The 14,326-nt window shown below is 63.2% G+C and carries 11 protein-coding genes and 1 pseudogene; 11 read left to right on the top strand and 1 reads right to left on the bottom strand.

Going from position 1 to position 14,326, the window contains the following annotated elements:
• Positions 1-254: 254 nt before the first annotated feature.
• The 10 genes from NKH19_RS31765 (at position 255) to NKH19_RS31720 (ending at position 13,167) form a co-directional block, all read left to right on the top strand.
• On the top strand, positions 255-1,154 hold the full coding sequence (locus tag NKH19_RS31765) for a DUF3991 and toprim domain-containing protein (RefSeq protein ID WP_352983674.1): 900 nt from the start codon (positions 255-257) through the stop codon (positions 1,152-1,154).
• 379 nt (positions 1,155-1,533) lie between these two features.
• Positions 1,534-2,001, top strand: a complete 468-nt coding sequence (locus NKH19_RS31760) for a DUF1419 domain-containing protein (protein WP_352983671.1) — start codon at positions 1,534-1,536, stop codon at positions 1,999-2,001.
• A 9-nt stretch (positions 2,002-2,010) separates the two neighbouring features.
• Entirely contained in the window at positions 2,011-2,409 is a 399-nt protein-coding gene (locus NKH19_RS31755; RefSeq protein ID WP_352983668.1) for a DUF3085 domain-containing protein, read from the top strand.
• A gap of 86 nt (positions 2,410-2,495) precedes the next feature.
• Complete coding sequence (locus NKH19_RS31750) at positions 2,496-7,586, top strand: helicase-like domain-containing protein (RefSeq protein WP_352983666.1); 5,091 nt, start codon at positions 2,496-2,498, stop codon at positions 7,584-7,586.
• Between the two features lie 324 nt (positions 7,587-7,910).
• Entirely contained in the window at positions 7,911-8,099 is a 189-nt protein-coding gene (locus NKH19_RS31745) for a hypothetical protein (protein ID WP_352983663.1), read from the top strand.
• Between the two features lie 413 nt (positions 8,100-8,512).
• A complete protein-coding gene (locus NKH19_RS31740; protein ID WP_352983661.1) occupies positions 8,513-8,983 on the top strand; it encodes a Ros/MucR family transcriptional regulator in 471 nt (156 codons plus the stop codon).
• A 662-nt stretch (positions 8,984-9,645) separates the two neighbouring features.
• Positions 9,646-11,388, top strand: coding sequence for a ParB N-terminal domain-containing protein (locus tag NKH19_RS31735; RefSeq protein ID WP_352983660.1), 1,743 nt, complete (start codon positions 9,646-9,648; stop codon positions 11,386-11,388).
• Positions 11,389-11,486: 98 nt separating this feature from the next.
• Positions 11,487-11,963: a UCP036055 family protein gene (locus NKH19_RS31730; RefSeq protein ID WP_352983675.1), complete on the top strand. Its 477-nt coding sequence runs from the start codon at positions 11,487-11,489 to the stop codon at positions 11,961-11,963.
• Positions 11,960-12,844: a DUF7007 domain-containing protein gene (locus NKH19_RS31725; RefSeq protein WP_352983657.1), complete on the top strand. Its 885-nt coding sequence runs from the start codon at positions 11,960-11,962 to the stop codon at positions 12,842-12,844. The genes NKH19_RS31730 and NKH19_RS31725 overlap by 4 nt, the downstream gene beginning before the upstream one ends.
• Positions 12,844-13,167 (top strand): hypothetical protein, encoded by a 324-nt coding sequence (locus NKH19_RS31720; RefSeq protein WP_352983655.1) that lies wholly within the window; start codon positions 12,844-12,846, stop codon positions 13,165-13,167. Before NKH19_RS31725 ends, NKH19_RS31720 begins: the two co-directional genes overlap by 1 nt.
• A 13-nt stretch (positions 13,168-13,180) precedes the next feature.
• Here the strand turns inward: NKH19_RS31720 and NKH19_RS31715 are convergent, their stop codons facing one another.
• On the bottom strand, positions 13,181-13,489 hold the full coding sequence (locus NKH19_RS31715) for an alkylphosphonate utilization protein (RefSeq protein ID WP_352689512.1): 309 nt from the start codon (positions 13,487-13,489) through the stop codon (positions 13,181-13,183).
• A 510-nt stretch (positions 13,490-13,999) separates the two neighbouring features.
• Here NKH19_RS31715 and NKH19_RS31710 point away from each other — a divergent pair.
• A pseudogene (locus NKH19_RS31710) lies at positions 14,000-14,326 on the top strand (hypothetical protein); the annotation flags it as partial.

Genomic DNA, 14,326 nt, shown 5'->3' with positions numbered 1-14,326 from the left:
CCCCCCCCCGCCCCCCCAGCCCGCCGCTCGGGCCTAAACCCCCCCAACCCCCGGGGGCGGCCGGGTACTTCCCCCGGGCCCCCCGGCCGGGGGGGGCCCGCGGCCCCGCGCCCCGCCGCAAGGGAGGCTGCGCCGCGGCGGAAGCCGCGCCCTTGCGCCCTTTGCTCTTCGCGGCGGTTGCGGAGTGTTCCGCCAATTGTGCGGAAGAAATTGACTTGAAGAAAGGCCGGCCGGAAGGCTGCCGGGAGAGAAAAATGGAAAAGACGGATATAGAAGCGCTGCGCGGCCGGGTCGGCTGTGCGGCGGTGCTGGAGACCGGCAGCTTCACGGTCGACCTCAAGGAAAGCACTCGCAAAGCGGTCAAATACCGTCGTGGCGACGATATCATCATCGTCATCCATGACGGCAAGGGATGGTTCGACCCGTTGTCGGATGCAAAGGGCGATGTCTATTCGCTGGTGCAGCATCTGGACGGCGGCGATTTCCTTGAGGCCTTCGTGCAGGTAGCGTCGCTTGTGCGATTTGTGCCGAGCGAGCCGGAATGGAAACGACAGTCGCGGAAGACCGAACCCGACCAGTCCGTTCCGAAGCGATGGGCGGCCCGACGCAAGCCGTGGCGCGGGTCGGCGACCTGGCGCTATCTGCGCGATGAGCGGCACATTCCCGAACAGGTCATCGCGACAGCGATCGCTCAGAACGTTTTGAGAGAAGGCCCGCGCGGCAGCATGTGGGCCGCCCACAGCGACGCGGCCGGTCTCGTCACCGGCTGGGAGGAGCGCGGACCGCAATGGCGTGGTTTTGCGGCCGGAGGCGGCAAGATGTTGTTCCGGTTGGGGACGGTGACAGCCGCTCGCATCTGCGTCAGCGAAGCTGCGATCGACGCCATGAGCCTGGCCGCGATCGAACGGATCCGGCGCGACACGCTCTATGCCAGCACGGGCGGCGGCTGGTCCCCGGCGACGGACACGGCGCTTCGCCTGTTGGCGGGGAGGCCGAACACGCGGCTTGTAGCGGCCACCGACGCCAACCCGCAGGGCGAGGCATTCGTGTCGAGGCTGCGCGAGCTTGCTGGCGAGCTCGCCTGTGACTTTGAGCGGCTGAAGCCGCGCGCCGAAGACTGGAACGCGATGCTGCAGGACGCGGCATCCGCCTGATGGCGCCGATCACTCAATCGCGGTGCAGGATTAAAGATCGCCGGCCGTTGTCATGTCCGCTCGAAAGGGTGCGCACGTTGCCATCACAGCCGGTACGCACCGCCAAATTGGGGAGGGCAAGAAGGGAGAAAAGAAAAGGAAACCCGGCTGCCGCATGCCCGCCAGTCGCGTGCAAGGGTGAAGCTTCGCCCGGCTGCGCCGGCCCTTGACCCGCCCGGACGGAGAGGCGGCCGCAGGGGAGGGGTCATGAAGGGCTGAAGACGATGGGCATCCACGAGGGTGCTGCGCGCTCAGGCCCGACGAGGCTGAAGGAGCCCGCAAATGAACCCCTTTTTCTCCCAATCGTAAAGTCTACCAGGGCATTGCCGACCGCCGGCAGATGTTCCGTTTGTTCGACCGCCATGCGCAGCGCCCGAACCGGGATCACGTCGATGCCGGATCTCTTTATAGCGGCGAGTGGTTTGAAACCGGCCGCGTCGAGCACGACTACATGCTGGAGATCCTGCCACCGCTCTGGATGGGGGGCGACATGTTCGCGCTGCGCGAGTTCCTTACCGACAGCATCACCAGCGTCTTCTACACGCTGCGCATCGACGGCAAAACGCGCCACTTCCATGCCTACACGCGCAAAGAACGGCTGGAGCATATCTGGAGCGCCACGCACGACGAGTACCGTGGCTATGCCGGGGACCGCTGGCTGCCGAAGCATTGCGGCAAGCGCACGGTGCTCTGTTATGGCGGCCGGCAGGGCGCCATGCCGAAGCTGCTCGACGAGCTCACCGATGATGAGATCGCGGCGAAGCTGCCGGTGCATCTGCGCCACCTTCCCCTGGCCGTTGCCGCGTGAGGGGATGCGATGTTCACTTTTCCCATTCTTGCCGTTCGCAAGGTCATCGAGCGCGGAAAAACCGATGCCGCCAACAACGGCGGTTTTCGCAATCCCTATTATGGCCTCAAGCCCGGTCAGGGCGAGATCCCCGGCCTGTGGCTGGTTGGAGACCAAGGTGTCTACCTATTGTCGAACGGAAAACTCGCAGACGGCGAGCGCCCGCTCGTCCTCTATTCCGAAGAATGCCACCCGATCGGCAACCCCGGCTGGTTTCACTACAAGCAGCGCCATTTCGGTGGCGATGACGGCATCGAATTCATCGACGCCGAGCAACTGATCCCCCTGTTCGATCGCAACCTTCGCTGCACGCATCTCAACGTGCAGCTCACCGAGACCGAAGTCTCGCTGTCCCTGATCGCCCGCTAACCGCTTCCAAACCTGCCAGCCCTTTCACGCGGCCGCCAACGCCGTCCGCGCGATCGTGCTCGCCCTCAAATCCAAGGAGATTTTCCATGGCTCATGACGACCCCTTTACCATCGACCTGTTCGGCAGCACGGCCATTTCGTCCGGACTTGGCCTTGGCGTCACGGCCTTCGCGGCTGACTTCGGGCCGGGCGATGAAGATGATCCCGATTCCTCCGCGCCTTCGCCGGTCACGCCGGCGGTTGCAGCCAGGCAACCGACGTCGAAGCCTCGACGGGTTCATGGACTGAACTTTCATCTTGCCGGCGATCGTGGGCTGGCCCGTGGCTGGAAGGATCGGGCCCGCGACAACATCGCCTCGATCCGGCTCGCCGCCGAGATCGAGGCCGACGATCGTCCTGCCACGCGTGAGGAGCAGGAGCAGCTGATCCGGTTCACCGGCTTTGGCGCGTCCGACCTTGCCAATGGTGTCTTCCGCCGTCCCGGCGAGCTCGGATTCCGTAGGGGCTGGGACGACATCGGCTCGGACCTGGAAGATGCCGTCGGCGAGATCGACTATGCCTCGCTCGCGCGCTGCACCCAATATGCCCACTTCACGCCTGAGTTCATCATCCGGGCGATCTGGTCAGGCGTCCAGCGTCTCGGATGGCGCGGCGGCCGGGTTCTTGAACCGGGCGTCGGAACCGGCCTGTTTCCGGCGCTGATGCCGCAGTCCCTGCGCGGCGTCTCCCAAGTCACCGGGATCGAGTTCGATCCCGTCACCGCGCGCATCGCCCGGCTGCTGCAGCCGCAAGCGCGGATCATAGCCGGCGATTTCGCCCGCACCGACCGGCCGGCGAGCTTCGACCTCGCCATCGGCAATCCGCCGTTTTCGGATCGAACCGTGCGCTCCGATCGGGCGTATCGGTCGATGGCATTGCGGCTGCATGACTATTTTATCGCGCGCTCCGTCGACCTGTTGAAGCCGGGGGCATTCGCCGCCTTTGTGACCAGCTGCGGCACTTTTGATAAGGCCGACAGCACCGCGCGCGAGCATATCGCGAAGACCGCCGACCTGATTGCAGCCATCCGCCTGCCCGAGGGCAGTTTCCGCGCCGACGCCGGCACGGATGTCGTGGTCGACATCCTGTTTTTCCGCAAGCGCAAGATCGGCGAGCCGGAGGGCGACCTGTCATGGCTCGACACCGAGGAGGTCCGGGGAGCAACTGCAGATGAGGGCGCGATCCGCGTAAACCGATGGTTCGCGCGCCACCCGGATTTCGTGCTCGGCACACACGCCACCATCTCGGGGCCTTACGGCGAGGCCTATTCCTGCCTGTCTCATCCCGGTGTCGATCTGGAGCGGGCGCTCACTGCGGCGATCTCCCTCCTTCCGGAAGCCATTTATGACGGCGAGCCGGACGAGATTGATCATGACGCCGAGAACTGTGCCGATGTCGTGGATGCCTTCCCGGAAGGCGCCGGCATGCGCGAGGGCAGCTTCTTCATCGCGAAGAATACCGCCCTCATGCAAATGATCGATGGCGCCGCCGTGACCATCACCGTGCGCAAGGGCAGGGCGAGCGAAGGCGTGCCGGAAAAGCACGCGCGTATCATCCGCAAATTGATCCCCATCCGTGATGCCGTGCGTGAAGTCCTGAAGGCCCAGGAGTTCGACCGGCCCTGGAAGCCGGCCCAAGTCAAGCTGCGCATCGCCTGGTCGAATTTTGTGCGCGCCTTCGGCCCCATCAACACGACCGTCGTTTCAACCACCGAGGACGCCGAGACCGGCGAGGTCCGAGAGGCGCATCGCCGGCCGAACCTGCAGCCCTTCCTCGACGATCCCGATTGCTGGCTGGTCGCCTCCATCGAGGACTACGATCTCGAAACCAATACCGCCCGGCCGGGTCCAATTTTCACCGAGCGCGTCATCGCGCCGCCCGCGGCACCCATCATCACAAGTGCTGCCGATGCGCTTGCCGTCGTGCTCAACGAACGCGGTCATGTCGACGTCGATCACATCGCCGAGCTGCTGCACGCCGATGCCGAAGCAGTCATCGCCGAACTCGGCGACGCCATCTACCGCGATCCCGAGACCGGTTCCTGGCAAACGGCCGACGCCTATCTCTCCGGCCAGGTCCGCGACAAGCTCAAGGCCGCACAAGCCGCTGCCGCACTCGACCCCGTCTTCGAGCGCAATGTCCGTGCCCTGGTCGAGGTTCAGCCGGCCGATCTTCGGCCTTCCGATATTACCGCCCGTCTTGGCGCACCATGGATCCCCGCCGCCGATGTTGCCGCCTTCGTCAAGGAGACCATGGGCGCCGAGATCAGGATCCATCATATGCCGGAGCTGGCATCGTGGACGGTAGAAGCGCGGCAATTGGGATGGATGGCGGCCGGCACGTCCGAATGGGGCACCGATCGCCGTCATGCCGGCGAGCTCCTGGCCGACGCGCTTAACAGCCGGGTGCCGCAGATCTTCGATACGGTGAAGGAGGGCCCTGCTGAAAAGCGCGTGCTCAATGTCGTGGATACGGAAGCCGCCAAGGAAAAGCTGCAGAAGATCAAGACCGCTTTCCAGAACTGGATCTGGTCCGATCCCGACCGGACCGACCGGCTGGCGCGCGTCTATAATGACCGCTTCAACAACATCGCCCCGCGAAGATTCAACGGGGATCACCTGCAACTTCCAGGCGCCACCGGCGCCTTTTCTCTTTATGGGCACCAAAAGCGCGGCATCTGGCGCATTGTGTCGGCCGGCTCGACATACCTCGCCCATGCCGTCGGCGCCGGCAAGACCATGACGATTGCCGCGGCCGTCATGGAGCAGCGCCGGCTTGGCCTGATCGCCAAGGCCATGTTGGTCGTTCCCGGCCATTGCCTTGCACAGATGGCCCGCGAATTTCTGGCGCTCTATCCGACCGCCCGCATCCTCGTCGCCGACGAGACGAATTTTTCTTTAGCCAAGCGACATCGCTTCCTGTCACGGGCGGCGACCGCTGCTTGGGACGCGATCATCATCACGCATAGCGCCTTCCGCTTCATCGGCGTGCCGTCGGCATTCGAGCAACAGATGATCCACGACGAACTGGAACTCTACGAGACGTTGCTGACCAAGGTCGAGAGCGACGACCGCGTTTCGCGCAAGCGCCTCGAGCGGCTGAAGGAGGGGCTCAAGGAACGGCTGGAGGCGCTGGCGACCCGCAAGGACGACCTGCTCACCATCTCCGAGATCGGCGTCGACCAGATCATCGTCGATGAAGCCCAGGAGTTCAGGAAGCTCAGTTTCGCCACCAACATGTCGACGCTCAAGGGCGTCGATCCGAACGGCTCGCAGCGGGCCTGGGACCTTTATGTCAAATCCCGGTTTGTGGAGACGAAGAATCCGGGCCGGTCGCTCGTGCTGGCCTCGGGCACACCGATCACCAACACGCTTGGCGAGATGTTCTCGGTGCAGCGCTATCTCGGTTACCAGGCGCTGCTTCAGCGCGGGCTGCACGAGTTCGACGCCTGGGCCTCGACCTTCGGCGACGTCACGACTGAACTCGAATTGCAGCCATCCGGCAAATACAAGCCGGTGACGCGCTTCGCCACCTTCGTCAACGTGCCGGAGTTGATCGCGATGTTCCGCTCCTTCGCGGACGTGGTGATGCCGCAAGACCTTCGGGACTATGTGAAGGTGCCGGCGCTTTCGACCGGCGCACGTCAGATCATCACCGCCAAGCCGTCCGCGGCCTTCAGGCGCTACCAGATGGTGCTCGACGCCCGCATCAAGGCAATCGAGGAACGAGACCGTCCGGCAGAAGCTGGTGACGACATCCTGCTGTCGGTTATCACCGATGGCCGGCAGGCTGCTATCGACCTGCGCCTGGTTGATCCCGACAATGACAATGAGCCGGACAACAAGCTCAACGACCTGATCGGCAATGCCTTCCGTATCTGGCAAGAAACAGCGCAAAGCAGCTATGTCCGCGCCGATGGCAAGCCGTTCGAGCTTCCTGGCGCAGCGCAGATGATTTTTTCCGATCTCGGCACGATCAGCGTCGAGAAAACCAGAGGCTTTTCCGCCTATCGCTGGATCAGGGACGAGTTGGTCCGCAGGGGCGTTCCGGCATCTGAAATTGCGTTCATGCAGGATTTCAAGAAGTCGGAGGCCAAGCAGCGCCTGTTCGGTGATGTGCGGGCCGGAAAAATCCGGTTCCTGGTCGGCTCCTCCGACACGATGGGCACCGGCGTCAACGCGCAGCTCCGCCTCAAGGCGCTGCATCATCTCGACGTGCCGTGGCTTCCCTCCCAGATCGAGCAGCGTGAAGGTCGTATCCTGCGGCAGGGCAACCAGCACGATGTCGTCGATATCTTCGCCTACGCCACGGAAGGATCGATGGACGCCCAGATGTGGCAGAACAACGAGCGCAAGGCCCGGTTCATCGCGGCGGCCCTCTCCGGAGACACGTCCATTCGGCGGTTGGAGGATATGGGTGAGGGGCAGGCCAACCAGTTCGCTTTTGCCAAGGCGATCGCCTCGGGCGATCCGCGTCTGATGCAGAAGGCAGGGCTGGAGGCAGACATTGCCCGTCTGGAGCGCCTTCGCGCGGCCCACATTGATGATGAGCACGCCGTTCGGCGGCAGATCCGCGACGCCGAGCGCGATATCGAATACGCGACCCGGCGCATCGGCGAGGTGGGCAAGGATATCGAGCGCCTCGTGCCGACGACCGGCGATGGGTTCCGCATGGTGGTCGGGGGCGACGCGTTCACGGAGCGCAAACTAGCCGGTCGTGCACTGATGAAGGAAATCCTGACTCTCGTGCAGCTTCAGCAGGAGGGCGAAACCACTATCGCCTCCATCGGCGGTTTCAATTTCGAATATTCCGGCCAGCGTTTCGGCAAGGACGGTTACCGCTATACCACAATGCTGATGCGCACCGGCGCCGATTATGAAATCGAGCTGCCGGTGACCACCACGCCGCTTGGTGCGATTTCTCGCCTCGAGCATGCCTTGGCCGGATTCGAGGGCGAGCAGGTACAATACCGCCAGCGTCTTGAGGATGCTGAGCTCAGGCTCACCTCCTATCGCTCGCGTCAGGGCGGCGAATTCGGATTCTCTGGTGAACTGGCTGAGAAGCGCCGGCAGCTTGCGGACATCGAAACCGATCTTGCGTCTTCGATTGATGGCCAGAATTCGCGTGCAGCCGCATAGCAGGCTCGATAAAGGCTGCCGATCATTGTCAGCCATTGACCGGCGGCAAAGGTTCAGGGCCGCTCGGGTTCAGGCGATGCAGGAGGCGCGCCGAACTGCTTACCCATGTTGATGCCACGTTTCGGTCATGCTCGGCTCCGGCCAGCCAGACCACATGACGTAACGTCAAGAATCAGCTAACTGGATCATCGCGGCGGACCTGATTGGACCGTCCGGCCGGCGCCTGCCAGAGCCCCCCGCAAAAGCAGGCGCCGGCCTTTTAGCGCTTGAAGGCGAGCAGTCATATTGTCGTCCTTGTCCCCATCCAGATACGAGGCAGTTGCGATGGACGACACCAAAGGCGGCGCAAACCACACGTCCGTTGAGATAGTCGAGGCCATGGGCGAGTGGTTCGTCCGTGTTGTTGGGAACGGCGAAGAACTTACCCGATCATTCGACCTGGAATCGGTCGCCCTTGCCTTCGCGGAAAGCCAGCGGATACGCCTGGGGCTTAAGAACTTCAAGCGGATCTGACCCGACTTCCGCGTTCACACCATAGCCGCCTAAATTCAGTTTGCTATTGATCCGTTGCGGGGCGGCCCTATGTCGTGCCGATCAACTTCCGTTCTTCACCATAAGACGGCAGGACTAAAGTCTTGCACCGTGCAAGCAAAGGTCTGACGTAACCGCTTTGGTTCCGTACTTGTCCGTTGGACGTTCCGTTATTTTAGCTAATCGGCATATAATAGGTCCGTCACTGGCTGACGGGCCGCCTGTTTTTTTGGTCTACAGCCTAGCCGGCCAAAAAGAACGCATCAATTTCGGCGCGCTCTTGCCCAGCGCCGCAAAGCCGGATGCCATCATTGGCTTAGAATAGATCAGGCCCGGTTGCGTACTGGACATTGCTCAAATAGAGATGGGACAAATCAGACAAAAGGACCGACACATTGACAGAAGAATCCGACCATCGCGCCGCCGAACTAGCCGAGCTTACTGCGGAGATTGTGTCCGCCTACGTAAGTAAGAACCCTGTACCGGCTACCGGCCTGCCTGAACTAATCGCATCCGTGCATATGTCTCTGTCCGGGCTTGGTACGCCGATCGCGCCTGTCGTTGAGCCGCAAACTCCCGCGGTCAACCCAAAGAAGTCGGTGACGCCAGACTTCATTATCTGTCTCGAAGACGGCAAGAAGTTCAAATCCCTGAAGCGGCACCTTAGCACGGACTTCGGTCTGACGCCGGACGCCTATCGCGAGAAGTGGGGCTTGCCGCGCGACTATCCGATGACGGCTCCGAATTACGCCGCTCAGCGTTCGCAACTGGCGAAGTCCATCGGGCTTGGACGCAAGGCTGAACCCGTCGCACCAGCCAAGAAGGCACCCGCGAAGCGGCAAACCAAAGTGACCGCCACCACCTGACGGTACGTAACGACTCAGCTATGTCAAGGCGCGGCGGATCCCAATCCCGCCCGTGGCCGGTGCCATTCGGATAAGCTCCAGCGAGGGCGCCGGCCTTTGTTCTTAGCGTGGCGGAACTCGCCGGGCGAAGAAACCCCAACCACCTCAAGCCCGGCGAGCCTACACCTGATCAAAGTTCGTGATCAGGACCGGGACCAACCGGCACCACGACCGAAGCAAGCGCAATGCCAACACTTTGGTCCCGAAATGGGACAATGCCGGGTCCCTCGCTAGCACCCGGGTTTCTCTTCAGAAAAACCAACGTAGAACAAAAACCCTGTGAGCTTTCGCCACGGAGCCGCCGCGCCAAGGCAGAGAACCGTTCCGCTTATCGCCATGCCCCGGTCTACGTCGCAGGGAGGAGGAAAGGAAAACTTAGGAGGAATAAAACCCGCTCGCAGATCGGGCGGGCCGCTGACGCTGGCGCTCAACCGCGCCGCTCGCGATCCCGGCCGCGTCGTCCTGCGCAGGGCTGTTAGCCCCGCTCGGCCAGCCGGGCAGGGATGCTCGGCCGCAGGTGCACCGGCCCGCCCGCTCCGCGGGCCGGGGGATGTCTTCAGGAAGAAGACGAGGAAGGACGCAGCGATCAGCGGTGTCCGCAAAACCCTTGAAGGAGCATCTCCATGGAACTGAAGTTTGTCGACCCGCGCGCGCTGAAGGATAACCCTGACAAGGCGCGACGCTCGAAGTCGAGTCCGCAGGCCGACGCGCTGCTGCTGGCTACGATCCGTGCCGTCGGCATCGTGCAGCCGCCTGTCGTCGCGCTGGAGACCGATGGCGGCAATGGCTACGTCATCGATGCCGGCCATCGTCGGGTGAAGCAGGCGATCGCGGCCGGTCTCGAAGAGATCGCCGTGCTGGTGATCGAGAGGGCCGAGGATGGCGGCGCCATGCGCTCGCTAGCGGAAACGCTCGCTCACGAGCAGCTCAATCCCGTCGACCAATGGCGCGCCATTGAGCGGCTGGTCGCGCTCGGCTGGACCGAGGAAGCGATCGCCGTCGCTTTGGCGCTGCCCGTCCGCCAGATCAGGAAGCTGCGCCTGCTGGCCAACGTTCTGCCGGCCATGTTGGAGCAGATGGCCAAGGGCGACATGCCCAACGAGCAGCAGTTGCGCACCATCGCCTCGGCTTCGCTTGATGAACAGAAGGAGGTCTGGAAGAAGCACAAGCCCTCCAAGGCCGATCCCCAGGTGTCGTGGTGGAGCGTGGCGCAGGGCCTGACGAAGCGCCGCATGTACGCGCGCGACGCCAGCTTCGGTGACGATCTCGCCCAGGCCTACGGCATTGCCTGGGTCGAGGACCTGTTCGCTCCGGCCGACGAGGACAGCCGCTACACGACGGATGTCGAGGCCTTTCTTGGCGCCCAGCAGGAGTGGATGGCAAACGCTGTGCCCAAGCGCGGCGTGATCGTGGAAGCCGGTCAGTGGGGCGAGCCGAAGCTGCCGGCCAAGGCCGAGCGTCTGTACGGTAAGCCGTCGAAATCCGATCACACCGCCATGTATCTCGACCGCGACGGCAAGGTTCAGTCGGTCGCGTATCGTATGCCGGCGGTCAAAAAGTCCAGGGACAAGAATGGCGCTGATGTCGAGGCCGATGGCGATGATATGGTCGTTACCGCAAAGCCGCGTCCGGACGTGACGCGCAAAGGCATGGAGATGATCGGCGACCTTCGTACCGACGCACTGCATGAGGCGCTGTCGCGCGCACCGATCGAGGACGACACGCTGATGGCGCTGCTCGTTCTCGCCTTCGCCGGCCAAAATGTGACAGTGGCATCTGGCGCCCGCGACATCTCCTATTACGGGGCGGCAGGCCTCGGCGAACATGCCGCGCGCCTGTTCGACCAGGAGGGCAAGTTCGCGTTCGACATGGACACGCTGCGCATTGCCGTGCGTTCCTTGCTGATCGACGTTCTGTCCTGCAGGGAAAATCGCTCGGACAGCGGCGTTGTCGCCCGTGTCGCCGGCGACGTCATCGCCGCCGATAACTTCTTAGCCAACATGGGGACGGAGGATTTCCTGTCATGCCTGTCGCGGCAGGCATTGGAAAGCGCCTGCGCGGATACATCCGTCCCGCCCCGTCAGAAGGTCAAGGATACCCGTGCGGCCCTTGTCGAGCATTTCAAGGAAGGCCGCTTCGTCCACCCGTCGGCGCTGTTTGCGCCCACTCCGGAAAAGCTGACCTCCTGGCTGAAGAAGAACGAGGCCAGGGAACAGCCTGACGACGGCACGCCGGAGGACCAGGACGAGCTCGACGGCGATGCGGTTGTCGAGCCCGCGCATGACGACGTTGGCGAGGACCCCGCTGCGCAGGACGAGGACCTCACGGACGAACAGATCGAGCCTTACAAGGTTGCCGCCGAGTAGGCGGCTGCGCCTTAACTTTTTGCTTCGAACGATCATTCCGCCGCCGGCACATCACCGGCGGCGGTTCTGTTTCCACCATGAGCACCACGGAGAAAACTATGTCCGCCCAATTAATCTATGACCTTGTTCCACTCGCATCCATCGTGACTTATTCCGACGGATCCCCACGCCCGCCAGAGCGGCATCGCAAGAAGCTCGCAGCCTGGGAAAATCGCAACGGCGGCGGTCGCCTGATCCGCAAACAGGCCGAGGCCCGCGTCGGCAGTACGACGCTGCCCGCCTCGATCACCCTGCACAAGGGCGACTATGGCAGTCAGGGAACCATTGTGCTGCGCGTCCACCAGACGTTTTCGGTGAACAGCGACCTGAAGTTTTCGGTCAAGCAGCGGCCCGCCATCGGCTCCGTCCTGGTGCTCGACCGCGCCGGCGACGATGCCGAGCTTGTTCATCTTGCCGCCAATCGCGCGGCCGCCGAGGAATGGCTGACCCGCCACGGCTATCCGAACGCCGTGTTTCAGCAGGTCACGGCCGACACCGTAGCGGCGGACACCGTAGAAGGGAGGACGGCAGCATGACTGCGCGAACTTCTGAAACCCACGTCGTCGAACCCCCCGGTTCTCCGGAAGTTACTTTTGGACGAAGCGCCGATGGGCTTTGCGTTGCCCTTGTCGGTGAGCACGCCTTCGCCATGGCTCCGGCCCGCGATGGCCGGCACTATCTTGTCACGGGCTGGCGTATCCGCCGGCCCATGGCCGAATGGACGCGCGGCGATTTCTACGGCCATGCCGGAGAGCTTGCCGACAAGGCGGCGTTTCGCGCGCATGTCGAGGACCACGCCCTTCACCAGCGGCAGCGCGCGGCTCTCGGACGTCGCGAGATCCACTCCCGTGCCCACACGCCATGGGGAACGTCGCAGGGAGCGACCGTCTATGCCGAGGGCGTCGTGGCTCACTCGACCGCAGGCCATGGCGGGTTCCATCTGTCGGCGGAGCGAAATCGCAAAGTCCATCACATGCTCCGTGCCAATGGCGGCTGGTATGAAGAGGACTGCCATTGGGCGGCCGTCGCCCAAGCCTTCCCCCAACTCTTCACGGACTTCGAGAGGGCTTGTGCGGAAAAGTCGATACGCGACTGGTACCCGGATGCCTGGGAGGCGATCCACGGGAGGGTGCTCGAACCCGGCCAATCCGCGAAAAAGGACGAGCGGGCATTTTTCGAGAAGCATACCGATGACTGGATCGTGGTGTCGGCGATCCGTTCCGGGCACCAGCCCGGTTTCACCGAGGTTATCGCGACCCCTGGCGGCAGGCGCGGAGCGGGCACGGAGGAACGTCGCTTTCTCGTTGCGACCGACGAATACCATGTCGGCCGCTTTGGATTCGTCATCGACGTTGCGCGCCATCGCGTCTATGGCGGGCCCTCGAGCTTCATGGATTGGCAGGGGAGGGACACATAATGTCCGTCTCCGGTCGCCGCGCACAGCTCTTTCGCATGGAGGAGGCTCGGCGCCAGACACAGCGCCAACTCGAAATGATCGACCGGCAGATCATGAGGCGGATGACGGCGATTATTCTGCAGCTCAAGCTCCAGCGTATCGGCCACCGACGCCGAAACCCTGCTGATGCCCGGGCCTTACTCGAAAGGTATCGATTGAAACTCGCAGCGATCACACTGCAGAGGCAGCACGAGATCGACGCGCTCTCACGCAAACTGGCCAGGCAAGATGCTGCTATCAAGGCACTGCGTGCCAGACTGCCACCGGACCTGATCCGCGCCTGATACCCCGGCCTGCTCAGCGCTTGCGGACGAACTCCGTTCGCAACACCAGCCCCTTGATCGCGTCATGCCGGCAATCGATTTCTTCGGGATTGTCGGTGAGCCGGATCGACTTGATCACTGTCCCCTGCTTCAGGGTCTGGCCGGCACCCTTGACCTTGAGGTCCTTGACGAGGACGACGGAGTCGCCGTCGGCGAGCACATTGCCGGCGGCATCGCGCACTTCAATTTTCCCGGCAGAAGCTGCAATGGCAGCCATCTCCGATGCTGGTCGCCATTCCCCTGTCGTGTCGTCATAGACGTAGTCGTCATTCTGATCGGTCATTACTGGCCTCGTTTCGGAGTTGAACACGCTACGCTGCCAGCCCGACATGGGAGCAGGCCAAAGAGTTGATCCGCAGCGGCGGACCGGCGCAGCTCATCTATACCGGCAGGAGCCGAAGTTCAAACCGCTGTCGACCCTCGCGCAGCCTGGCGGGCAGGCGGATTGGCGGCGGGATTGAACACTGCATTTCCTCGCGCATGCCGATGTCCGAATTCATCCCTTGCCTGTCTTCCCGGCGGGTTTGCTGCGGTCTGAACCGGCGGCTGTCCGCTTCAAGGCCGCTATCGCGCCGCGGGGCGGCCGGATCCCGCCGATCTCGGCAAGGCTGGCCCGCGTCCCGCGCAGGGCCAGTGAAGAACTGACCCCGCTTGTCCGCAAGCCAACCTCGCTCGCCTGGCAGGCTCCGGACCCTGAAGCGTCCAGCTTCCGCCGGTTCCTTTTGACCGCACCCGCAGGAAAGACCGGCAAGGGCCGGAACACCTGAAGGGCATCGCTAGAAAGGAAAGCTCAATGTCCAGTTCAACCCGCTCCACCAAGGCCAAGGCCCGCGTCGTCCAGCTCCGCAAGGGCACAACCCTCGAAATGGTCCGGCTCTGCTGCCCGGATGGCCACCAGGCCACCCTCATTTCCGAAAGCTTTGGCCTCTCCATCCTCGACAGTGACGGCATCCGTGAATTCCACGAGCGCAGTCTGATCGAAAGCGCCGATACGCTCTCCGAGGGCCTTTCCGAAAAGGCCATGCAGATCCACCTGCAAAGAATCGTCGGGTCCCATGTCGGCTCCGCCTTTGGAGCAGGCCAGTTCTACTCGAAGGCCGTCACCGAGGCGAAGGATGCC

It is taken from the genome of Mesorhizobium sp. M1338 (assembly GCF_040318045.1).
Classification (GTDB): Bacteria; Pseudomonadota; Alphaproteobacteria; order Rhizobiales; family Rhizobiaceae; genus Mesorhizobium.
This window is presented reverse-complemented; position numbering and strand designations above follow the sequence as displayed.